This is a genomic window from Candidatus Viridilinea mediisalina (genome assembly GCF_002532535.1).
Taxonomy (GTDB): Bacteria; Chloroflexota; Chloroflexia; order Chloroflexales; family Chloroflexaceae; genus Viridilinea; species Viridilinea mediisalina.
Genome location: NZ_NQWI01000088.1, coordinates 1 through 20,184, shown reverse-complemented (window position 1 = coordinate 20,184; position 20,184 = coordinate 1). Strand labels below are relative to the sequence as shown.

Annotated in this window: 23 protein-coding genes; 14 read left to right on the top strand and 9 right to left on the bottom strand. The window is 58.1% G+C overall.

The annotated features are described in order from the left end of the window. The first annotated feature begins 256 nt into the window (after nucleotides 1-256). The 4 genes from CJ255_RS15795 (at nucleotide 257) to CJ255_RS15780 (ending at nucleotide 2,488) form a co-directional block, all read left to right on the top strand. Nucleotides 257-571 carry a PIN domain-containing protein gene (locus tag CJ255_RS15795; RefSeq protein ID WP_124681970.1) on the top strand — a complete coding sequence of 105 codons (315 nt, stop codon included), beginning with the start codon at nucleotides 257-259 and terminating at the stop codon, nucleotides 569-571. 304 nt (nucleotides 572-875) lie between these two features. Continuing rightward, a complete protein-coding gene (locus CJ255_RS24935; protein WP_097645061.1) occupies nucleotides 876-1,352 on the top strand; it encodes a DUF2511 domain-containing protein in 477 nt (158 codons plus the stop codon). A gap of 78 nt (nucleotides 1,353-1,430) precedes the next feature. Then, nucleotides 1,431-2,177, top strand: a complete 747-nt coding sequence (locus CJ255_RS15785) for an AIM24 family protein (RefSeq protein ID WP_165774748.1) — start codon at nucleotides 1,431-1,433, stop codon at nucleotides 2,175-2,177. Nucleotides 2,178-2,209: 32 nt separating this feature from the next. Beyond that, nucleotides 2,210-2,488 carry a hypothetical protein gene (locus tag CJ255_RS15780; RefSeq protein ID WP_097645059.1) on the top strand — a complete coding sequence of 93 codons (279 nt, stop codon included), beginning with the start codon at nucleotides 2,210-2,212 and terminating at the stop codon, nucleotides 2,486-2,488. Between the two features lie 44 nt (nucleotides 2,489-2,532). On the opposite strand, the gene CJ255_RS15775 is transcribed toward CJ255_RS15780, so the two are convergent. Genes CJ255_RS15775 through CJ255_RS15765 form a run of 3 tightly spaced genes read right to left on the bottom strand, consistent with a single transcriptional unit; the run spans nucleotide 2,533 to nucleotide 4,846 of the window. Beyond that, nucleotides 2,533-3,054, bottom strand: coding sequence for a hypothetical protein (locus CJ255_RS15775; RefSeq protein WP_097645058.1), 522 nt, complete (start codon nucleotides 3,052-3,054; stop codon nucleotides 2,533-2,535). Beyond that, on the bottom strand, nucleotides 3,051-4,304 hold the full coding sequence (locus tag CJ255_RS15770) for an AAA family ATPase (protein ID WP_217352462.1): 1,254 nt from the start codon (nucleotides 4,302-4,304) through the stop codon (nucleotides 3,051-3,053). The genes CJ255_RS15775 and CJ255_RS15770 overlap by 4 nt, the downstream gene beginning before the upstream one ends. Further along, nucleotides 4,304-4,846 carry a recombinase family protein gene (locus CJ255_RS15765; protein WP_097645057.1) on the bottom strand — a complete coding sequence of 181 codons (543 nt, stop codon included), beginning with the start codon at nucleotides 4,844-4,846 and terminating at the stop codon, nucleotides 4,304-4,306. Before CJ255_RS15765 ends, CJ255_RS15770 begins: the two co-directional genes overlap by 1 nt. Nucleotides 4,847-5,120: 274 nt before the next feature. On the opposite strand from CJ255_RS15765, the gene CJ255_RS15760 reads away from it, so the two are divergent. Continuing rightward, a complete protein-coding gene (locus CJ255_RS15760) occupies nucleotides 5,121-5,699 on the top strand; it encodes an AAA family ATPase (RefSeq protein WP_165774747.1) in 579 nt (192 codons plus the stop codon). Between the two features lie 49 nt (nucleotides 5,700-5,748). On the opposite strand, the gene CJ255_RS15755 is transcribed toward CJ255_RS15760, so the two are convergent. Together CJ255_RS15755 and CJ255_RS15750 are read right to left on the bottom strand one after the other, a co-directional pair. Further along, nucleotides 5,749-6,045: a hypothetical protein gene (locus CJ255_RS15755; RefSeq protein WP_097645055.1), complete on the bottom strand. Its 297-nt coding sequence runs from the start codon at nucleotides 6,043-6,045 to the stop codon at nucleotides 5,749-5,751. A gap of 544 nt (nucleotides 6,046-6,589) precedes the next feature. Continuing rightward, nucleotides 6,590-8,449 carry a CHAT domain-containing protein gene (locus CJ255_RS15750; RefSeq protein WP_097645054.1) on the bottom strand — a complete coding sequence of 620 codons (1,860 nt, stop codon included), beginning with the start codon at nucleotides 8,447-8,449 and terminating at the stop codon, nucleotides 6,590-6,592. 202 nt (nucleotides 8,450-8,651) lie between these two features. Between CJ255_RS15750 and CJ255_RS22895 the strand changes: the two genes are divergently transcribed. Further along, nucleotides 8,652-8,882, top strand: coding sequence for a hypothetical protein (locus CJ255_RS22895; protein ID WP_124681969.1), 231 nt, complete (start codon nucleotides 8,652-8,654; stop codon nucleotides 8,880-8,882). Nucleotides 8,883-8,939: 57 nt separating this feature from the next. Here the strand turns inward: CJ255_RS22895 and CJ255_RS24700 are convergent, their stop codons facing one another. The 3 genes from CJ255_RS24700 to CJ255_RS15740 all read right to left on the bottom strand — a co-directional run bounded on the left by CJ255_RS24700 (nucleotide 8,940) and on the right by CJ255_RS15740 (nucleotide 11,728). Then, nucleotides 8,940-9,092, bottom strand: a complete 153-nt coding sequence (locus CJ255_RS24700; RefSeq protein WP_174714075.1) for a hypothetical protein — start codon at nucleotides 9,090-9,092, stop codon at nucleotides 8,940-8,942. 490 nt (nucleotides 9,093-9,582) lie between these two features. Continuing rightward, complete coding sequence (locus tag CJ255_RS15745; protein WP_097645053.1) at nucleotides 9,583-10,641, bottom strand: hypothetical protein; 1,059 nt, start codon at nucleotides 10,639-10,641, stop codon at nucleotides 9,583-9,585. 82 nt (nucleotides 10,642-10,723) lie between these two features. Beyond that, nucleotides 10,724-11,728: a radical SAM protein gene (locus tag CJ255_RS15740; RefSeq protein ID WP_097645052.1), complete on the bottom strand. Its 1,005-nt coding sequence runs from the start codon at nucleotides 11,726-11,728 to the stop codon at nucleotides 10,724-10,726. 164 nt (nucleotides 11,729-11,892) lie between these two features. On the opposite strand from CJ255_RS15740, the gene lepB reads away from it, so the two are divergent. From lepB to CJ255_RS15700, 7 genes are all read left to right on the top strand, one after another. After that, entirely contained in the window at nucleotides 11,893-12,651 is a 759-nt protein-coding gene (lepB, locus tag CJ255_RS15735) for a signal peptidase I (RefSeq protein ID WP_097645051.1), read from the top strand. A 109-nt stretch (nucleotides 12,652-12,760) separates the two neighbouring features. Further along, nucleotides 12,761-13,897 carry a glycosyltransferase family 4 protein gene (locus CJ255_RS15730; RefSeq protein ID WP_097645050.1) on the top strand — a complete coding sequence of 379 codons (1,137 nt, stop codon included), beginning with the start codon at nucleotides 12,761-12,763 and terminating at the stop codon, nucleotides 13,895-13,897. A 158-nt stretch (nucleotides 13,898-14,055) separates the two neighbouring features. Continuing rightward, a complete protein-coding gene (tatA, locus tag CJ255_RS15725; protein ID WP_097645049.1) occupies nucleotides 14,056-14,241 on the top strand; it encodes a twin-arginine translocase TatA/TatE family subunit in 186 nt (61 codons plus the stop codon). Between the two features lie 357 nt (nucleotides 14,242-14,598). Further along, a complete protein-coding gene (gene obgE / locus CJ255_RS15715) occupies nucleotides 14,599-15,909 on the top strand; it encodes a GTPase ObgE (protein ID WP_097645047.1) in 1,311 nt (436 codons plus the stop codon). 15 nt (nucleotides 15,910-15,924) lie between these two features. Further along, complete coding sequence (locus tag CJ255_RS15710) at nucleotides 15,925-16,467, top strand: hypothetical protein (protein WP_097645046.1); 543 nt, start codon at nucleotides 15,925-15,927, stop codon at nucleotides 16,465-16,467. A 131-nt stretch (nucleotides 16,468-16,598) separates the two neighbouring features. Beyond that, on the top strand, nucleotides 16,599-17,960 hold the full coding sequence (locus tag CJ255_RS15705; protein ID WP_097645045.1) for a LamG domain-containing protein: 1,362 nt from the start codon (nucleotides 16,599-16,601) through the stop codon (nucleotides 17,958-17,960). 132 nt (nucleotides 17,961-18,092) lie between these two features. Beyond that, the gene (locus CJ255_RS15700; RefSeq protein ID WP_097645044.1) at nucleotides 18,093-18,746 is read left to right on the top strand and encodes a phosphoribosyltransferase family protein; all 654 of its coding nucleotides are present in this window, start codon (nucleotides 18,093-18,095) and stop codon (nucleotides 18,744-18,746) included. Here CJ255_RS15700 and CJ255_RS15695 read toward each other — a convergent pair. Then, on the bottom strand, nucleotides 18,733-18,975 hold the full coding sequence (locus CJ255_RS15695; protein WP_097645043.1) for a hypothetical protein: 243 nt from the start codon (nucleotides 18,973-18,975) through the stop codon (nucleotides 18,733-18,735). The genes CJ255_RS15700 and CJ255_RS15695 overlap by 14 nt on opposite strands. A 546-nt stretch (nucleotides 18,976-19,521) precedes the next feature. On the opposite strand from CJ255_RS15695, the gene CJ255_RS22885 reads away from it, so the two are divergent. Continuing rightward, nucleotides 19,522-20,004 (top strand): DUF7004 family protein, encoded by a 483-nt coding sequence (locus tag CJ255_RS22885; protein WP_124681968.1) that lies wholly within the window; start codon nucleotides 19,522-19,524, stop codon nucleotides 20,002-20,004. Nucleotides 20,005-20,184: the final 180 nt, after the last annotated feature.

Sequence of the window (20,184 nt, the reverse complement as noted above, 5' to 3'; positions counted from 1 at the left end):
TCATCGCGCAGTTGCTGGTTCTCGACGCGCAGCGCGGCGTTTTCTGCCGCGAGCGTCTCAACGAGGTTCAGCACCTGCACCACGATCTGGCGCGTGGCCACATCAGGAATGGTATCGGGGTTGATGTCAGGAATCTGCATACAGGTAGTCTACCAGAACTTCACCACGCCGTCACGCACCGCCCAGTGGTTTTGGAGAGGATACTCTTGCACCTGTAATTGACGCAATCGCTGCGGGTGACATCCCGGTGCTGGCCTTGACCGACAATGAGCGCGTGCTGGCCACCGCACTGCCGCAAAGACTCAATGCTGGCGAATGCGAAGCAATTGCGCTCTGTCACCAGCGCCGCATCCCCTTGCTCAGTAATGATCGACGCGCCGTGCGCTACTGCCAAACCAATGGGATCGATGTAGTTGATCTGCCCGCGATCCTGCGCCTCTGCTGGACACGGCAGATCATGACCGCTGCCGACGTGGCGCAGATCATCACACGCATGGAGCATGTCGAGCGGCTCACACTAAGTGACGCGCAGCGCGAAGCGATCTTCGCTCCGCAGCGGCGACGGCGCTAGGAAGCGCACCACTTGATCAACAACATTGCTTTTGCGCTACTGTGAATGCATGCATCTACTACAACAATTGCGCGACTGGCAGGTCAGTCGCGCAATTGGCGCAATAGGTGGACGCAGGAATCATGTTTCCACCCACTCTCCTCCTTTGGTGCAACGCCGTTGGTGCATGATCTACACCATATCGCCCCTAATTTGGGCGCATTTGCGCTAGAGGATAGCATATAAACTAGACATGATACCAAGCATCACCAGAGCGGAAGATTGTTGAAGTTCTGTCTAGCCCCCAATCTACAGGAGACAACAGATGCAACCAGCTATTGAGCGTATGCGGGCATTTTGGCACGCGAGCTTATTGAACAAGATGGTATTTCTGAGCCTTATCGGACTCCTCTGCTGCTGCTGTCCGTTGGCTTTAGCTACCCCCAATAACGAGCAAAGCACGGCCCAATCGCCGCTACAAGCGACAGAACCCTCACAACCCACGCAGCACACACAAGCGACACGCCCCCCGCAACCGACACAGCCCCCACCTGGTTACGTCACACGTACAGACTATAGAGATCAGTGGGCATTTACTGTAGACGAAGGCACCATCCAGTGCCTTCCCGGTAATCATGTCGTACTACAAACCCGTCAAGGTGTCTATGCACTCAACGGAACAGCATCAGGGAGCGGGCGCTACAAGCCGCTCGAAGAGATATGGCTACCTAACCCAAGCATTCCTGGTACCAAGATCAGCGTAGGGCCATTCATCACTATAGGAACATCACTTTGTCAATGAACACCGCCAGATAGAATGGACACAAACATCAGTAGCTGCAACTCGCAGTAATAGAACATCAGCAGAGGAATGACCCCAATGACAAGCGCAACCGGCGCGCCAAACCATGGCGAACTGAACACGACAGTGATCGCCCGCTTAGAAGGCAAGAGTTCACTGGTAGAGATCCTACAGTACAACGAACTTCGTGGCAGTGAGGACATAAGGGGCGCTCAGAATCTCTTCTTTGCCCAACAAGTTGGTTTACGGCTCAAGCAGGTACGCATCACCTTGCGCGACAGTGACGCCATTATTGAGGCTGGTGGTCTACATTTTATGCACGGCAATATCAACCTAGACAACCAAGTAGGAGGCTTAGGTGGCTTTATGAAGAAGATGGCCGCCAATGTCATGACCGGGGAGGCGACCTTTAAGCCCCGCTATCGCGGCACTGGACATATCTACTTGGAGCCAACCTTCGGCCATTTTCTTCTGATTCGCCTAGAAGGTGATGAAGCGATTGTCGAAAAGCAGATGTTCTATGCAGCCGAAGGAACCGTTGATGTAGGCGTAGCTATGCAAAAGCATATCTCCGCAGGCGCAATGGGTGGCGAAGGCTGGTTCCAGACGAGTGTACGCGGAGTGGGCTGGTGCGTGCTGAACAGCCCCGTTCCCGCTGAAGAGGTCGTCCGGATCACGCTGAACAACGAGAAGCTCAGTGTAGACGGGACGTTTGCCCTCCTACGCAAAGGGAAGATCAATTTCAAAGTTGAAAAATCAACCAAGTCATTGTTTGGCACCGCCACAAACGGAAGGCTGCGCTCAACGGCTTCGCCCGCTAACTGATCGAGGAGCAGGACCTGCTCCAGCGCAACCCCATGCGCACCGTGGCCCTCCCCGCGCAGCCACTGTTCGCCCCCCGCGAGCTGTCGGGTGACCAGCGATTCATCCTCCGCTCGCTCGTTGAGCGCGACGGCGCGCCACGCACGGCTGCCCTGTTCGCGCTGGGCTACTGGGCCGACTGTCGGGTCAGCGATGTTGCCTGGCTTGAACACCAGCACACCCACCTCACGCCCAAGGCTAACTGGATCCACGTCGGGTACAAGGGCGGCAAGGCCCGTTGTCTTTGTATTGCTCTCCACCGGATTGCGACATAAAGAATCTGTACCGATCAATCTCGATAGCTTGGCACCACATGCCATCACCCCCGCCCCCGCCCCCGCCGCCGTGGCACGGCAACTGGTCGGATCGGCTCGTAGGCTTTTAAGCCCTGGTCGCCAGTGAGTATCTCGACGGCATAGCCCAATTGCGCGTAGTACTCAGCCACATATTTGATGGTTGCATCGCCAAGAGAGAGCTTTTCGGCTGCGAGGTCGGGCCAGGATTCAGCCAAGTCTTTCAGCTTTTCTGCCGACCATAAGACCGATTGATCAGAGAAGGCAGCCCAGGGCGACTCTTCGTCGGCGCTTTTTCGTATGAGGTCGGCTAGGGCTTGGCCGCGATTCCTTTGGCTGTGCTTGGCCTGGGCAATGTGGTTGCCTGTTTCGATAATGCTGGCAAGCGGAAGTACGAAGGTCGTCTTTTTCGCCCTCTCTGCCTTGAGCTTGTCGTCAACTCGTTGCTTCCCCCACTTGTCGTGTTCTGGCCCGCATGTCTCCATGCCCGGCACCGCTAACCAGACACACAAAATGCTAGTGTCAATGATGAGAACCCGCTTGCTCATACGCCCTCCCGTTTGAGCGCGGCCTCAATGCGGCCTCTGCTGGAGAGGCTTCCTAAGCTGCCACCTGCGATCAATTTGGGTAGTTGGTCGAGCGTCTCAAGTTGCGTTAAACGGCTATACCCGGTGGCCTCATCCCGATGAGCGACCACAATGAAGGGGAGCATCTTCACCCCAGCCGCATCGAGCAGCGCGGGGTTGTGAGTGGTGGCCAGAATATCGATGTTGTGTTCCTTGCCTAGCATCTTCAGCATGTCAAGCAGAACGTGCGTGCGTGATGGGTGTAAACCATTGTCCACCTCTTCAATCACCAGCAGACTCCCCGGTTCCCGCGTGAGCAGCGCCGTTACGATGGCGAGGTAACGCAGCGTGCCATCGGACATACCGCGTGCATCCACTTCATGCATAGACTGGCCTTCCCACCCCTCTTCGCAATAGAGCATGGCATCGGTCTGGAATTTTCCGACCAGTTCAGTCCAAACCCGTTTGATGTCGCGTTCAGGCAACGCCTTGAGATAGTGGGTGAGCGTCGCTTCAACCCGTGCCTTGTGCTCATGCTCAAGCCCAGCCAAAACGCCCGCAATATTGGAACCATCGGTCAGGAGCCGTTCTGACAACGGGCTATAGGTGCGCATATGGCTAGGAATGGGGTCAAAGACAAAGATCTTTTGCAACTGCTGCAGCACCAACTTTGCGCCTTCAATAGTCTCTCGCTTAACGTTCAACGTCTCGATCTGAGACAGAATGGCGTGAGAACGGTTCAAATCATGGCGTTTGCCCCAACCTTGCGTTCCGGTTGAGAAGTAGGTAGGGATACCAGGCGCGTTCGCCTCTTCCTGCTTCGTCTGGAAGAGCAGCTTCTCTTTAGGACTCTTGCGGCGGGGGCTATAGGTCAACAGGGCAAGGGCTTCCGCATAGACTTCGGCCCGCGTGCCATTCACCAACACCGCCAACTCGTAGCGGTAATCTTGCTGCTCTTGGTGACTGCCAACCGTGATGGTAAGCCGGAACATCCTCTCCGGCTTGCGGCAAACCCACTCCATTCCCCCGCGCAACGCAGGAAGATTCACGTCGCCAGCAATGGCGGGAAAGAGTGCAATACCTTGGCTTATGCGATGCAGGAAGAGCAGCGCATCGAGTGCATTGGATTTGCCACTGGCATTACTGCCAATCAGGAGTGTGAGTGGATCAATGTATAAGGTTGCGTTGGCAAAGCTTTTCCAGTCTTCTAGTTTCAGTTCTTTAAGCATCATTATTCTACTTTCAAGTAACGATACACCGTCGCCTTCGAGATGCGATACTCCTGCATCAGTGTGCGGATCAATACGCCCTGCTGACGCCGCTGCCGTAGCTCGGCGACCTGCGCTGGGCTGAGTTGCTTGCTGCGACCAAAGGTGACGCCGCGTGCCTTGGCGAGGTGGATGCCATCCAACTGGCGCTCGGCGCGCAGCTCGGTCTCGAATTGGGCAATGGCCCCCAGCATGTGGAAGAGCAGCCGCCCCGTTGCGTCGCTCGTGTCGATCTGCTGGTCGAGAACTTGGAGATGCACCTCTTTGCGGCGCAACTCGTCGGCGATCTGGCAGAGGTGGAGCGTCGAGCGCGCCAGGCGATCGAGGCGCGTCACCACAAGTGTATCACCCTCGCGTACATACTCCAAGCATGCCACGAGCCGTGGGCGCTTGCCGGTCGCACTGCGCTGCTCTTGGTAGATCTTGTCGCAATCTTTGAGTTTGGCCAATTGCACTTCCAAACTCTGCCCCACTGAACTCACCCGCGCATAGCCGATGCGTGCCATAGCTATTGTCTTTCAGATATGTTTCTGGAACCTCTGGGATCGTGGGAGGGATTTTCGGGGAGGGCTTCGCCCTCCCCGAACCCCTCCCTTGGCGTTGGGGCTGCGCCCCAAATCCCCATCGAAGTGGCTTCGCCTCCCCGAACCCCTCCCTTGGCGTTGGGGCTGCGCCCCAAATCCCCATCGAAGCGGCTTCGCCTCCCCGGAACTCCGCGCTTATGTCTCACAATATCTAATAGATACTGAGAATTACATTATAAGCCATACCCTGAACCCTATGTTCATCAATCGCACCCAGGAGTTGACCTTTCTCAGCAGCCTGCTTACCCGTGAGCGTCCGGGGCCGGGGCAGTTGGTGCTGCTCTATGGCCGGCGGCGCGTGGGTAAGACGGCGCTGCTGCGCTATTGGGCGACGCAGTGTGGCGTCGCGGCGACCTATTGGGTCGCGGAGCGGGAGTTGCCAACCTATCAGCGGCGGCGTTTCTACGCCCGTTTGCTGGGGGTGCCCCTGGAGCAAGCGCCGATCTTTGCTACATGGCCCGATCTCTGGCAGGCGGTTGCGCGCCACCTTGAGGGACGGGCGCATATCATCATGCTTGATGAGTTGCCCTATGCGGTTGAGGCCGACCCGACGATTCTCTCGGCGCTGCAGCATGCCTGGGATCACCATTTTCAACATGCACAGGTGCGTATCTTCCTCTGCGGATCGCAGGTGCATGCGATGGAGACGCTGCTGACGGGTTCGTCGCCACTCTTTGGGCGTATGACCGGCCATACGCGGGCCCGCGCCGCATCGCGGTCTGGCGCTACAACCAGCATGAAGGCGGCGCCAGCTTTCAGGCCCGCGCCCAACTAGCGTTCGTTCACGAGCATTGGGGGGCATCTGATCCGGCTAGTGGCGTTTGTTAGAAGCCGAATAGCCGACGCAGGGCCTCGATCAGCCAGATGATCACTTCGGGCTGGAACCGTCCGGCAACCGTGGTGAGCAGCATGAGCAGCCAGGATTGAAGCCGACGCAGGCCGTCGTAGTCGAGCCGGTCGTAGGCGGGGCCATATTCGTAGCGGTAGAGTAGCGCCTGAAGTACGCCCGCCTCGCGGCCCAGAAAGTCCCAGGCGCGATCCCAGCGGTAGGGCCAGTGGAGCAGCAGAGCGATGAGCAAAATCAGCAGGATAGGCAGGATGGGCAGAATCAGGCCGAACATAGGTTGGTCCTCTCAGAAGCTGTCTGAAAAGCTGGGGGACATACGCTGGAGTGCCGGCTTTAGCCGGCTAAAGCCGGCACTCCAACACCAACCCATAGACTTTTCAGACAGCCTCTCAGCATCCCGAAGGATGTGATGGGCCGAGGTTGCGCCCCCTCGACCCACTCCACCATCTGTGATCGCCTGAGCGCGGATGAAGCGGCGGAGATTGCGACCGCCTGCGGACGGAGAGGGGGCGCAGGGCTAAAGCCCTGCGCTGCTACGCGAAGCCCGCTTCGCGGGCTCAACCTGAAGGGTTCGCAGCCCGCGAAGCGGGCTTCCTCCGCATAGCAGCCGCAGGCTCGGTGGCTCGGTGGCTGAGCTTGCCGAAGCCAGCTTGCCGAAGCCAGCCTGTCGGCGTGCGAGGTCTTGAAGAACGTCGTGTAACGGGAAATTCAAACTGTCGGGTAGCTAGTAGGCGAAAGAATCACCATCAGGCAGCGCAACAGCGGCATACGCAATCCCAAACGCCTTTGGCAATGGGATCGGGGGTGTCGCAGTCCGCCTATAGGAACACTGGCCCCGCTTCGCGGGTGCGAACGTAGAGTACTGGTACGTACCAAGAGTGGCGCTCCGGCTCGGCGATGTAGAGCGCGTCGCGGGCGCGGCTAACGGCGGCTTGGACGCTGTGACCCTCAGCTAGGGCGCAGTAGATGGCTTGGGCGGCGCACTGAATGGCTGCAACTGTAACCCCAAGTTGCATGCCAACAACCAGCGGCACGCCAGCCGCACTCAACGCCGGGGCGACACCCGTTAGCAAGCTTGTGCGCCCGCTTTCAATCCCTGGCCCCTGTGCGCTTCGGCATGCGGCAAGCAGCACCATGCGTGCCCCCCGTAACGCCACCGCGATCTGGTCAGCATCTACCAGATCGGCGGAAGCAGTAGGCGTGGATGGATCGAGCATCAGCACACCGCGCCCCTCGGCGTACCAGCCGTGGCCGGTGTAGTACACAATGTCGGGTTGCATGCCCATAGCCCGGATAAGATCATCGCGGCGCACCGGGCTGAGCCTCGTGATCACAACATTGCCCTGTGTCTCCAGGGCGTGCCAGAGCTGATCCAGATGGGCTTGGGTTACGGCTAGGTCATCGGGAGTACGCTGCACATGCTGGCGCGCCTGGCTCTGGGCTAGGGTCAAAGCCACCATGCCCTGTTCGCGCACGAGGGCCGCATAGAGCGCCTGCCCCACCCGGCGCGGCAGATCCGCAGGCAGGCACATGGGATCGTCAAGCAGCCCGATGGCATGCAGATTCTCGCGGTCGTGATAGTCTAGGGTGAAGGCTGGGTGCTGCTGGTGTTCGAGCGCACGCAACACCGCAGCGAGCATGTGCCCGCAATAGGGCGCAACGAAGTGGCTGGTGTAGCCCCCAAGCTCGTCGGCCTGCCAGCGCACCTGGGTGCCAGTGGGCGTCGGCGTGAATTGGAGGGTGAGCAGCAATGCCGGCGAGCGGCCTAGTTCGCCGGATAGCTCAGGGGCGCATGCAGCCCCGTAGCGGTTCGTGGCGGTAGCATGGGAATCTGAGCCACGCGCTATCGCCGAGTTGATCGCAATGATCTGGGCGGGCGGCAGTGCCGGTGGAAACACCGGGCCATCAGGCTGCACATTCTTCGTCGCCGCCCTACCGCCCTCTTCAGCAACCGCCGAACCGAGGTAGAGCGCACTGGCTACGCTTTCGCCCGCCCCCTGCTCTAGCCGTGCAAGCGCCGCACGCAACTCCGCGACCTGCACCTTCAGGGTGTCGAGCGAATCGGCCAGAGCGTAGCTGAATCTCTCAGCGTCGCGCAGTTGGTTGTAGATCGCGGGCAGATGGGCAAGTTGAGGTTGCAGCGCAGCAAGCCGCCCAGCGAGGCTGGCAAGCACGAGCGCATGGTACTCGCTACGCGCCGCATCGTCGCCAATCAGTTCGTCGCGGAAGGTGCGCGCCACGCGGGGCAGCAGATCCTTCTCTAGCAGAGCGCGCTGACGCTCATCATGGCCATGGAGCAGACCGCCAAGCGCACCAGCGAGCGCTTGTTGAGCCCCAACGGCATCAGCGGGTGTCTCGCTCGGATCGATAGTGGCAACCGCAGCGGCACAGTCGCGTACCAGATCAAAAGCACGAGTATCCACCTGACACCCGTAGCGCGTGCGATAGTCAACCTTGAGCTCCTCGACAGCGCGGCGGATCGCCCGCCGCCCCGCCTCGGCCAGCGGCGTCGCGCCAGCGGAGCGGCGGGCAAACGTGCTCCACAGCCCCCCCACGCCCTCAGCGGCCCAATTGACCGCCACGCCGCCCGCCGAATTCATCAGCAGCGCATTACCAGTCAGCGCACTCGCGCCGAAGAGCAGCGCCCCAGCAACGGTCTTCTGTAGATCACTTGCCATTAGCGGGGTCCTTTAGCTTTTAGAAGCTGTCTGAAAAGCCAGTTGGCACACACTGGAGTGCCGGCTTTAGCCGGCTAAAGCCGGCACTCCAACACCAGTTCATAGACTTTTCAGACAGCCTCTTAGGGATGAGGCACGGCACCGCACCCTTGACAAACGGACAGATCCTTGTAGGGGCGTAGCAGCGGCCATTCACAAAATCATGTCGGCACCGCAAGCCAAAGGCCGCTGCTACGCCCTCCCCGTCGGCGTCACACCATCCCGCAGCAATGCCACGGTGGGCCATTGGGATGCAATGATGATGTGTGCGTTTGCCATGCATGCGGTGGTGGTTGGCGTCCCATCCCATGACATCCGCCACGCATGCGATGGATTGGTGATCGTGACCGGGCAGGGCGTAGCAGCGGCCCGGACGCTCCCTCCTACGCGGTGATCCCTAGAGTGGGCCGCTGCTACGCCCCTACATGTTCTTCCAAATTTTTTGGTTCCCCTACCCCTCCCCGCGCGCCTCGGCCAGCGCCGCCGCCAATTCAACCAGACGCGGCGCGTCGGGCTCCAACTCCCGCGCCCGCGCCAACTCCTCAGCCGCCTCGGCGAGCCGCCCCAGGCTGATCAGTGTGCCGGTGTAGTTGCGCCGCCACATTGCGACGTCGGGTTGGAGTGCGATAGCGCGCGCTCCGGCAGCAAGGCAGGCATTGTGATCGCCAACATGCTCAAGCGCAACGCTAAACGAGTTATACCAGTTACGAGTGATGAGTGGCGAGTGACAAGCAGGGTATACCTCATTGCAATGCGGTCTGACGTAATCTGCTATGCGGCCTGTTCAATGGTAATTGGTATTAGGGAAGCGGAGGTTGTTGATTGCCCCGTTGCTTGACCACCCTGAGCGAAGGTTCGTAGGAACGTTCCTGTTTGCGCCGTAGGTAGTGCCGACGTTAGTCGGCTTCCCATTGCTGCCAAAGACCTCAGCCGACTAAAGTCGGCACTACGATGCCTGCCCATGGACTATTCAGCATGACAGGCTGCTGGGATGCGTAACAATATCCGCTTCCCTAAAGCACATTGGGAGGCCATGTTCTGCAATCTACAATCTACAATCTACAATCTACAATCTGCAATCTGCAATCTGCAATCTACAATCGTAAATGGCGTAAGCCCTCGATCCGCGGACCAAGAGCGGCCACCAGGTTCGCATCGCCCACCTCTTCAGCCTGGGCCAACAACTGTTCAGCGGCTACAATCAGGGGCTCTTCAAGTTCAACCGGAACCTGCTGCCAGAAGGCGTCCAACTCCTCGTCTTCATGCATCTGGAGCAGTGCAGCGATCAGCATCTGGATGAACAACGCCGGGTCTTGCGCCAGCGCACGCTGCAACGACGCCTCGTCGGTAACACCGGCGGCAGCCAGGCGGGCTTGGATTGCTTCGTGCAGCGCAGCAGACGGCTGATCAGGTGCATCAGCCAACCACGCTGGCAGCGGTCCGACCGCGAGTTCAGCCCAGAGTTCGGCGAACTCGCCACCAAGATCTGTGCGGAAGCGCTGCAACAACCCCATGATCCGTTGCTGATACTCTGCGTGTCCCTGTTGCTGGAAGATGGTCAGCGCCGCGATGCCGCAGCGTAGCGCCTGGCTTAACCGCGTGCGGCGCTGCTCGGCTGGATCATCCGCCAACATACGATGCAGATTGAGCAGATTGCCCTGCGTCATGGCATAGTCGAGCGGTGCGCTCTCGGGCGTATAGAAGCGCAGCGCTTCGTCGTAGGCCGCGAGGGCGGCGCGCAGCCGCGCCCGCCGATCCTCCCCCGCCAGGCTGGCGATCGCACTGAGGATCGCTGCCCGGTTGTTCTGCGTTGCAGCATAGGCGAGCGGTGCGCTCTCGGGCGTTCTGAAGCGCAGCGCTTCGTCGTAGGCCGCGAGGGCGGCGTGCAACCGCGCCCGCCGATCCTCTCCCGCCAGGTTGGCTACGCGGCTACGGGCGTTCCCAATCAACACCCATGCGCTCGCTACAGCGCTGGGCGTCCCGCGCTGCTCTGCCGCCGCGAGGGCTTCTTCGCACCAGACTAGCCCCTCGCGGGCGAGGCCAAAGGCGGCCTGGAGTTCGGCGCAATCGCCGATCAGTTGTTGGGCGCGGTTGAGGTCGTTGGCAACCGCCCAGGCGAAGGCGTGGCGCAACTGGGGTAGTTCAGCACGCATGCGGATGGGGCACAGCCCCACCATCCCTATTATGTTGCGCTGTGGCGGCGAAGCCGCCACAGCGCAACATAAAACCCTAACCCTAACGTTGCTTAAAGATCGACAGGTGCAGCCGCGACTCGTGGCCACACTCACCACAGGCGCTACCATTGAGCCCAACGAGGCGTGAGACCCCGCCGGTGCGGGTGATCAAGGTATGGTGGCATGCGGGGCAGCGGGTAGCTTGGTTGGGTTCAGAGCCATAGACATACTGCAAGCCATGCTCCATGCCCAAGCGGCGTGCCCGCATCGTCGCGGCACTCGTCTCGCTGCCCGCATCACCCGGCAGCACATGCCAAGGCGTATGAGCGCCAAGGGCCTCTTTGATCCACCCAACAAGGGCACGCAACTCATCAACACTATCATTGACCCCATGGTGGATGCGGGTTGTCACCTCCATGTGGCATTTCCAGTGGTGGCGGGTACGTTCAGCTACAGCCAAAACCTGACGCCAATCGGGTAGACCGCCCAAACGCGCATAGCTTGCCGCACTGAAACCACGAAGATCGAGGTTCATGCCGTCAAGGTAGTGACCAAACTGATCGAGCGCCTCCAACGTCATCGCGCCAGTGGTCACAATAGCGGTATAGCGACTGGCGGCGCGGCTGAGTTGAATTAGGCCACGCACATACTCGTGGTTCACGGCAGGTTCGCCAAAGGCCCACACGACGCCCCGGCAGAGCCGTTCAAGCGCAAAGTTGGCGGCGCGATTAGCTTCAAGCTTACGCTGCTTGGCAGGATCGAGTGGAATGGAACCATAGGGGCCGCGCCCCTGATCAGTGACCGTCGCATACCCCCAGCCACCAATGGCCAACACCAATGAATCGGGAAAGAAATGCCAAAGGCGATGATCCTCAATCGGGCCGATCGAGGCTCCAGCAATCAACCCGTGGTTGTGGAGTACAATCCCCTCGGCTGAACCGGAGCGCATCTGACAGCGCCCTGTCGTGCCAGGAGGTAACGCGCAATGCCACTGGCATGCATTGCAGACCGGCACACCATCCGCGCCCACGGAGGTCAGATCGGCCAGTTCGGGCTGATTGGTCATGATGAGCTTCCTAGAGGCTAAATATCTCTGGCGCTTTGTGCATGGCTCAGGTATAATACCTGCGCCCCTGTTAGCGCATGCTCCACAGTGTGGCTGAGACTATTGTAGCGTAATATTATAGGTGTGTGGGCGGACGATTCGCCGCACATGCCTGCCATGGATGCATGGAAGAGACACCACGGCGGTCTGCTGCTCCCTTGGAAGCCTCACATTCTTCTGTTCCGCCGCTTGCGCCTAGTGAAGATCGCCCCTGGGATGAGCCAGAAGCTCAGGTTCAGCAGCCTGCACGCCGCTTTCGCGTGCGGGGTGTTGTGCGTGAATTGCTAGAAACCGCGATCTTCATTCTGTTGATCTTCTTCATTGTGCGCGGTATCGTGCAGAACTTCAAGATTGAAGGCTCCAGTATGGAGCCGACATTGCATAGTGAACAGTATATTCTGGTTAACAAGCTAGTTTATTTCCATTTTGACATCAATGCGCCCTTGCGCTTGCTGCCCGGCCAAGAGGAGCTACCGCCCCGCGTGATCTACCCCTTCTACCAGCCCCGCCGAGGCGACATTGTGGTCTTTGAGTATCCCCAGGATGTGACCAAAGATTATATCAAACGGGTCATCGGCGTGCCAGGTGACGAGATTGATATTCGTGATGGTGAGGTCTTTGTCAATGGGCAGCAGTTGCATCAGCCCTTCCTAGAAGGCGCTCCGACCTACTGTGTCTTTGGGTATGCCTGCCAATCCGATACGGTCGTTGTGCCCGAAGGCCATATCTTTGTGATGGGCGACAATCGTGGCAATTCGAGCGACTCGCGTGAATGGGGTTCGTTGCCCTTTGATCGGGTGGTTGGCCAAGCTTGGCTGATCTATTATCCGGTTTCGGCTTGGGGGCTGGTGCCCCATTTTGATCATGTTGAGCTTACACGTTAACAGGTAATGAAGCTGTCTGAAAAGCCAGGGGGCGCACACTGGAGTGCCGGCTTTAGCCGGCTAAAGCCGGCACTCCAACGCCAACCCATAACGTTACCGTACACAAAATATGCACATCGCCATCAACGCCCATCTGCTCGCCCATACCCGTTCCTTTCGGCGCGCTGGGGTTTCACACTACATTGAGCAACTGCTGATTCATCTGGGGCAACTCGATCACGTTGGGCGTTATAGTGTCTATACCACCCGTGGGCTGGATCAGCAGGCGTTAGGTTTGCCAAGCAACTTTCGGGTTTTGCCAAGCCGTTGGCCAACGATCAATCCACGGGTGCGGATTCCCTGGGAGCAGTTGGTTGCGCCGTTGTTGCTGCGCCAGATTCGCGCCGATCTGTTTCATGGTGTACTCAATATCGCGCCGTTGGTCTGCCCGGTGCCAACCGTGATCACCATTCACGATTTGGCCTTTATCCGCTTCCCAGAGACCTTTCGGGCCTACAATCGCACCTACCTTGATTTTGCAACACGGCTGAGTGCGCGACGGGCCAGCGCGATTCTGGTTGTTTCTGAGCATACCCGGCGTGAAGTAATTGGGTTGCTCGGGGTACCAAGTGAGCGGGTGGTGGTAACGCCCAATGCTGCGCGGGCCCACTTTGCGCCCCCGTCTGCGGCAAGCCTTGCGGCCTTTCGGGCGCGCCAAGGGCTCCCGGAGCGCTTTGTGCTCTGTGTCGGTACCCTTGAGCCGCGCAAAAATCTGACTACGCTGCTCGCGGCCTATGCCGAAGTTGCCCAACGCTTCCCAGACGTACCGCTGCTGATTGGCGGGGGCAAGGGCTGGCTCTACGATGAGATCTTTCGACGGCTGGATCAACTCAAACTGCGTGATCATGTGCGTTTCGTTGGATATTTAGAAGAGGACGAACTGCCACTCTGGTATGCTGCAGCAACGGCCTTTGTCTTCCCTTCGATCTATGAAGGTTTTGGCATGCCGCCCCTAGAAGCCATGGCATGTGGCACCCCGGTGATTACCTCCAATAGCTCCAGCCTCCCCGAAGTGGTTGGCGACGCCGGGCTCATGGTGCCCCCATACGATCACTATGGCTTTGCAGAAGCGCTTGGCCGCCTGCTCAGCGACCGCGAACTTGCCGCTGAACTACGCAGTCGCGGTCTCGCCCGTGCCCGCCAGTTCGCTTGGCGCACCAGTGCCGAACGAACCCTTGCGGCCTATCGGGCGCACTGCGGTAGTTGATACGGTAAGGGGGCGCGAGGGAACCATGTTCCCTCGCGCCCCCTTACCGCAAGAACCAAAGTTGACACCCCCCTTTGCTTAGGTATAATGATCGTAGGTATGTAAGCAGTGGAATTTTTGAGTAGCGAGCACGTTCGTTGCTGGAAAAGGAGTAGATCATGCTTGGCTGGCAAGAACTGTTAATTATCCTCATCATTGTTATCGCCGTCTTTGGTGCGGGGCGCCTCGCGGGCATCGGTAGCGCCCTTGGTGGTAGCATCCGTGAGTTCAAGAAGGCCGTGCGCGAAGACGATCCCCCCGCAACCAAGAGTGAGCAGAAGCCTGAGGGCGAGCCGAAGGGGTAGGGCGGGGAGAACTAAGGAACAGAGGAACAGCAGAACAGCAGAACAGGAGAACAGAGGAACAGAGAACAGAGGAACAGAGAACAGAGGAACAGGAGAACAGAGGAACAGAGAACAGAGGAACAGAGAACAGAGGAACAGAGAACAGAGGAACAGAGAACAGAAGAACAGAAGAACAGCAGAACAGAAGAACAGCAGGTAGGTCCATCGCTCCATGCGAGTGTCCTCTCCATAAAAAACCTCTGTGTCCTCGGTGCCTCTGTGGTTCAATCCTCGGTGTCCTCTCCATAAAAAACCTCTGTGTTCTCGGTGCCTCTGTGGTTCAATCCTCGGTGTCCTCTCTCTACCTCTCTATACATTATGGCTGAAGACTACTTTGACCGCGCAACCATCCAGATCCGTTCAGGCAACGGAGGCGGTGGGGCGGCGACTTTTCGCCGCGAGAAGTTCGTGCCTCGTGGCGGGCCAAATGGGGGCGATGGGGGCCGCGGCGGCCACGTCTACCTGCAGGCCGATGCAAACCTCAATACGCTGCTCGGCTTTCGCTATGAGCGCTCGTTTGCTGCCGATGCAGGGGGCAATGGCCAGAAGAACAACATGCACGGGCGTCAGGGGCGCGATCGTACCGTCAGGGTGCCGCCGGGTACCGTTGTGCGCACTATGATTGACGGCGTGAGCTATGAAGTTGATTTGGCGCGCCCTGGGCAGCGCCTGCTCGCTGCTCGGGGTGGGCGCGGCGGGCTGGGCAATATGCACTTCACCACCTCGACGCGCCAGGCACCCCGCATTGCCGAGTTGGGCGAACCAGGGCAAGCGTTGACCCTCGATTTGGAACTAAAACTGATTGCCGATGTGGGCTTGGTGGGATTTCCGAACGCCGGTAAGTCCACGCTGCTCTCGGTAGTGAGCGCCGCCCGGCCCAAGATTGCCAACTACCCCTTCACCACCCTACAACCCAATTTGGGCCTCGTGGACGTAGGTGAACGCGACCGCTTTGTGATGGCCGATATTCCCGGATTGATCGAGGGAGCCCACGCGGGTGTGGGCTTGGGCCACGATTTCTTGCGCCACGTTGAACGCACCCGCGTGCTTATTCATGTGGTGGATGCTGCGGGTGTGGATTTTCGTGATCCTGTTGCTGACTTCCGCCAGATCAACGAGGAGTTGCGCCTCTATCAACCCGAATTGGCTGAACGACCTCAAGTAGTGGCTCTCAACAAGATCGATCTGCCAGAAGCGCGTGCCAACCTTGAACGTCTACGGAGCGAATTGGGCCTCACGAAAGCCAATTGCTTTGCTATTGCCGCCGCCACGCGTGAAGGTGTAGATGATCTGTTGCGCCGGGTGGCGGAGTTGTTGCGTGAACAACCAGCGCCCATGCTCGATCCGGTTGATCCCAAGGAAGCACCGATTACATGGCCTATTCCAGTCCTCGATGAGAATAGTTTCACCGTGGAGCGGGAAGAGAATGCCTGGCGCGTGCGTGGGATCAAGATCGAACGCCTACTCACAATGACCAACTTCAACCAACATGAAGCGGTAGATCGGCTCCAACGTGTGCTTGATGCTGCCGGGATCAGCCAAGCTCTCCTTAACGCTGGGCTGCAAGAGGGTGACCTTGTGCGCATCGGGAACACCGAGTTGGAGTGGGATAGCCTGCGCTTTGAGTAATGTTAAGGAACTGCCATGACCAACGAATCCATGCCAACCCAGTCCAATCCCGCCATCGCCGATGAGAGTCTCAGCCGTGCCTTGGTCTTCTCCAGCTTTTGGGGCTCAATCTTCTACCTGCTCTCCTTTGTGAGCCAGTTGCTAACCTTTCGCCTACAGCCTGCCGAGGTCTACGCTAAGACAGTTGTCACTGGCGGGGCGATCTTTGTGAGCAGTTTTGTGGGCCTGGGGTCGCTGGGCGTAGCGGCAAGCTCGTTGCGTAGGGGCAAGACGCCCGCCGCGCAGGCGCGTGAACAGTTTGCGAACATAGGTGACAACCAGGGCGCCCGGGTGCTTGGGGCCGCCATGCGGGCCGGTGCTGGCTCGCTGATCCCCCTGGCGCTCACCGCCGCGTCGCTGCGCTTGGCCGAAGAGATGACGGGCGAACCGGCCCTTGCACCGCAGAGCGGTCTGAGTTTGCCGCGTAGCGCCGTTGCCAATGCGCTGCTCACTGGCCTGATTGCCGCCGCTGTCACTCAGATTACCGGCTGGGTTGCGCGGGATGCCCAGGTACAGTAAATCTAAGAAGCTGTCTGAAAAGCTAGTGGGCGTGCGCTGGAGTGCTGGCTTTAGCCGGCTAAAGCCGGCACTCCAGCGCCAGTTGATAGAATTTTCAGATCACGCATCCTCGCAAGTATGTATAGATCACCATGACCGATCCAGAACGTTTTGAAGAGAACAGCGCGGCGGGCACAACGCGCCAAATGTTGCTGATCATTGCGGCGGTGTTAACCGCCTTTATTAGTTGCGTCGGAGTAGTCGTAGTGGCACTGGTGCTACTCAATCCGACGCTGCGCAACCAGGTACCCTTGCTGGCGGTTGCACCAGCAAGCAATCCGCCACCCGAGGCTCCCCAGAAGTTCACCCCTTTACCGCCCGGCCCGGTCAATATTGTTGAAGATTTTGCCCAACCTTCAGATCGTTGGGAGCTCTCGCAGACGCGCATGGTGGGCGGTACGTATGAGATGAGCCTCGAACGGGCTGAATTTGATACCTATGGCCTCTTTTTGGGCGAAGGGCGGCTACGTGACTTTGATCTAGCCGTGGATGCCATGCAGACGGCAGGCCCACTTGAAGCTGAGTTTGGCATTCGCTTCCGTCAACGTGCCCCCGACGACCATCTCATGTTTTCGATCAGTCCTTCGGGCTATTTTCGTCTCGTGCGCGTGCAAGACGAAAACTACACCCCACTCGTGGCTTGGACCCAACACCCCGCGATCCGCACCGGCCCCGGAGTGATCAATCGGCTCCGCCTGATCGCCGATGGCCCACAGCTCACCGGCTTTATCAATGGCACCGAGGTACTCAGCGTAAGCGACCCTGACCCCCAAGTGGGCCAATTGACCCTTGGGCTGGTCACCTTTGCTGAGGGTGGGCTCGTGGTACGCTTCGACAACCTTGAGGGCTTTGCGCTGATTGGCCCCACTGCTGGCGACCAAGAGAGCCTGCGTTTAGACGAAGATTTCAGTAACCCCGCCGATGCGCCTTGGAGCGTTGGTGGTGCGGTATTACGCAATGGCGGCTACGAACTCTCAGTTGGTGGCCCGGTCATTACGTGGCAACAACCACTACCCGTGGGCAGCTCGGCTGTAGGTGATCACTTCATCCTTGAGACCGAAGCGCAACTGGTGGAGGGCGGTATGGCTGAGGGCAGCGGCTATGGGCTCATGTTTGCCGATGACGGCGAATTTGACTTCATGAGCCTCGTGATCCTGCCTCAAGGGGGCATTATGCTCTTCCGCAACGGGCCTGAAGGGGGCTTGATCATTCCGCCCACCCTCATGCCAGCGGTCAATCCTGGTGTAGGTGCGAGCAACCATATTCGCATCGAGGCGCAGGGCGAAGTTTTACGCATCACGATCAATGGGCAGACGCTCCCAGAGCTTGAACTACCCCCCGATCTACGCATCTCCGGGCGCACCGGAATCATGCTGCAGAGCTCCGACGAACGTGGGCTACGGGTGCGCTTCAGTGAGTTCCGGGTAGAGGAGCGGGCCGGGCCAGCGGTGTGAGGGCAGGAAGAGCGAAATTCGGCTCAACCCACTGAGAATCCATGTTCGGCAATCTCCAATCTCCAATCTCCAATCTCCAATCTCCAATCTCCAATCTCCAATCTCCAATCTCCAATCTGAAAAAGCAATGCCATGATCCATCCAGACCCTCTGAGCTTACTGAACGATGTTGGTGCATTGGTTACCGATGATCACTTGGTATACACCTCAGGGCGACACGGCTCAAGTTACGTCAACAAAGACGCACTCTACCCCCACACCGCTGCAACGAGCGCAATCTGTGCCCAATTGGCGCAACACTACGCAACAGTAGGCGTAGAGGTAGTGGCTGGGCCAACAGTTGGCGGGGTAATTATGGCACAATGGACGGCACACCATCTAAGTAGCCTGTTGGGCTACGAGGTGTTGGCAGTCTATGCGGAAGAAGAAGTGCAGAGCGACGGCACGAAACAACGCGCCTTCCGCCGGGGCTACGATAGGCTCGTGGCGGGCAAGCGCGTCCTCGTAGTAGAAGACATCCTCACCACTGGTGGCTCCGCACGCATGGTGGTAGCAGCAGTAGGAGCAGCAGGGGGCGAAGTGGTAGGCGTCGGAGCGCTTTGCAACCGTGGAGCACTGACGGCGGCACAACTCAACGCTCCGGCGCTCTACTGCATTAGCGCAGTACCACTTGAGAGCTACGCCGCAGAGGAATGCCCGCTCTGTGCCGCAGGTTTGCCGGTGAACACACGCTTAGGCAAAGGCGCAGCCTTTGTGGCCCAACGTGATCGTCTCACATCGGCATAGGGCCACCGTGGAGTTCTTCCATGAGGTGGGAACGCGCCTCAACTTCCGACATCCGCATTGAGGCAAAGAGGGAAGCATCGCGCATCAACTCTTTGGCACGTTCAGCGGGCATTGTCTGTAGATCTTCAACACTGTGACCTACTCCCTTGAGGTACTCTTCAAGGTAGGCCCACTCGAGGTAAGCCTGAGCAACCCGAGCAGTGGTGTCATTTGGTGTTCGCATAGGCATAGCAGCCTCCTTGCTGGTAGCCATTTATACCATTTCAGATTGTAGATTGTAGATTGTCGAACATGGTGTCCCAATAGGCTTTAGCGTTCTTGATGATGTGGCATGCTCAAGGGTAGTAGATATTAGGGGAGCATATGTTCATTATAACAAGTTGAGCGTTATGATGCGAGGTATAATTCCGTTACCTGTTGGTACTATCTCGCTACTTATACCATTTCAGATTGTAGATTGTAGATTGTAGATTGTAGATTGTAGATTGCCGAACATGGCGTCCCAATGGGCTTTCACCTTCTTGATGATGCGGCATATTCAAGGGTAATTGGTGTTATGTGTTGGGGTTGCGCCCCAAGCCCCATTTTTTGTTCCATGTTGGCGGCTTCGCCGCCAACATGGAACAAAAAGAGTTTTTGGAGGGATGCGCATGGGGTGTAGCTCCACCAGCGAGAGGCTGGCAACCTCAACTTGTCAAGATGCCTACTATCGTATATCATAAACGTATCAGGATGTAAATTTTCAAGATTGGGTTACTATAACGAGCCATTAGCTATGCCTGTCTTACGTCTTTTTCGTGATGGAAGCATTCTGGAATATGGCAGAGGGCATTTTGATGCAAGGCAAGTCTACCATTCACATCCAAATGCACTTAGTCGGCCTGCACAAGATAGCGACATCTTTAATCGTTTGAAAATATTAAGCCAAAAAGAAATACCTGGTACAATTTATAACGATTTTGTTGTTATATACAATCGCACATCACACAAGCTTATATCATCAAACTTTGACCTTATTCATTGTATGTCACACAGCTATGGTGAGCATGCCTTAGAGTTTGAGATTGTTTTTTCGATTCTCTATGCGAAGATGGTTGCAGCCGAGACCATACGGCGCGATCCGCTCAAGCGCCGGGTCAAGCGTCTCGGCGTCCACTTGGTTCTCTTTGATAATTACAGTGGCGAGATGGCGTCCAAGGCGTGTCAGAAACAACCATGGCAAGAACTTGATGCTGCCTGTAATGAGCGCGGATTTTAAGGGATGGTTCGTAGCGGCTTTACCGTTTGCGAAGACGCGAAGACGCGAAGACGCGAAGACGCGAAGACGCGAAGACGCGAAGACGCGAAGACTCCTCGCCTCACGCCTCACGCCTCACGCCTCACGCCTCACGCCTCACGCCTCACGCCTCACGCCTCACGCCTCACGCCTCACGCCTCA

What these genes read in the sequence shown, in the direction of transcription:
- CJ255_RS15750 (WP_097645054.1), bottom strand. Translation starts at nt 8,449, where the DNA reads ATGGCAAGTGATCTACAGAAGACCGTTGCTGGGGCGCTGCTCTTCGGC.
- CJ255_RS24700 (WP_174714075.1), bottom strand. Translation starts at nt 9,092, where the DNA reads ATGTGGCGGCGCAACTACACCGGCACACTGATCAGCCTGGGGCGGCTC.
- CJ255_RS15770 (WP_217352462.1), bottom strand. Translation starts at nt 4,304, where the DNA reads ATGATGCTTAAAGAACTGAAACTAGAAGACTGGAAAAGCTTTGCCAAC.
- lepB (WP_097645051.1), top strand. Translation starts at nt 11,893, where the DNA reads ATGGAAGAGACACCACGGCGGTCTGCTGCTCCCTTGGAAGCCTCACAT.
- CJ255_RS15700 (WP_097645044.1), top strand. Translation starts at nt 18,093, where the DNA reads ATGATCCATCCAGACCCTCTGAGCTTACTGAACGATGTTGGTGCATTG.
- CJ255_RS15695 (WP_097645043.1), bottom strand. Translation starts at nt 18,975, where the DNA reads ATGCCTATGCGAACACCAAATGACACCACTGCTCGGGTTGCTCAGGCT.
- CJ255_RS15745 (WP_097645053.1), bottom strand. Translation starts at nt 10,641, where the DNA reads ATGCGTGCTGAACTACCCCAGTTGCGCCACGCCTTCGCCTGGGCGGTT.
- CJ255_RS15730 (WP_097645050.1), top strand. Translation starts at nt 12,761, where the DNA reads ATGCACATCGCCATCAACGCCCATCTGCTCGCCCATACCCGTTCCTTT.
- CJ255_RS24935 (WP_097645061.1), top strand. Translation starts at nt 876, where the DNA reads ATGCAACCAGCTATTGAGCGTATGCGGGCATTTTGGCACGCGAGCTTA.
- tatA (WP_097645049.1), top strand. Translation starts at nt 14,056, where the DNA reads ATGCTTGGCTGGCAAGAACTGTTAATTATCCTCATCATTGTTATCGCC.
- obgE (WP_097645047.1), top strand. Translation starts at nt 14,599, where the DNA reads ATGGCTGAAGACTACTTTGACCGCGCAACCATCCAGATCCGTTCAGGC.
- CJ255_RS15755 (WP_097645055.1), bottom strand. Translation starts at nt 6,045, where the DNA reads ATGTTCGGCCTGATTCTGCCCATCCTGCCTATCCTGCTGATTTTGCTC.
- CJ255_RS15780 (WP_097645059.1), top strand. Translation starts at nt 2,210, where the DNA reads ATGCGCACCGTGGCCCTCCCCGCGCAGCCACTGTTCGCCCCCCGCGAG.
- CJ255_RS15765 (WP_097645057.1), bottom strand. Translation starts at nt 4,846, where the DNA reads ATGGCACGCATCGGCTATGCGCGGGTGAGTTCAGTGGGGCAGAGTTTG.
- CJ255_RS15785 (WP_165774748.1), top strand. Translation starts at nt 1,431, where the DNA reads ATGACAAGCGCAACCGGCGCGCCAAACCATGGCGAACTGAACACGACA.
- CJ255_RS22895 (WP_124681969.1), top strand. Translation starts at nt 8,652, where the DNA reads ATGTCGGCACCGCAAGCCAAAGGCCGCTGCTACGCCCTCCCCGTCGGC.
- CJ255_RS15775 (WP_097645058.1), bottom strand. Translation starts at nt 3,054, where the DNA reads ATGAGCAAGCGGGTTCTCATCATTGACACTAGCATTTTGTGTGTCTGG.
- CJ255_RS15705 (WP_097645045.1), top strand. Translation starts at nt 16,599, where the DNA reads ATGACCGATCCAGAACGTTTTGAAGAGAACAGCGCGGCGGGCACAACG.
- CJ255_RS15740 (WP_097645052.1), bottom strand. Translation starts at nt 11,728, where the DNA reads ATGACCAATCAGCCCGAACTGGCCGATCTGACCTCCGTGGGCGCGGAT.
- CJ255_RS22885 (WP_124681968.1), top strand. Translation starts at nt 19,522, where the DNA reads ATGCCTGTCTTACGTCTTTTTCGTGATGGAAGCATTCTGGAATATGGC.
- CJ255_RS15760 (WP_165774747.1), top strand. Translation starts at nt 5,121, where the DNA reads ATGTTCATCAATCGCACCCAGGAGTTGACCTTTCTCAGCAGCCTGCTT.
- CJ255_RS15710 (WP_097645046.1), top strand. Translation starts at nt 15,925, where the DNA reads ATGACCAACGAATCCATGCCAACCCAGTCCAATCCCGCCATCGCCGAT.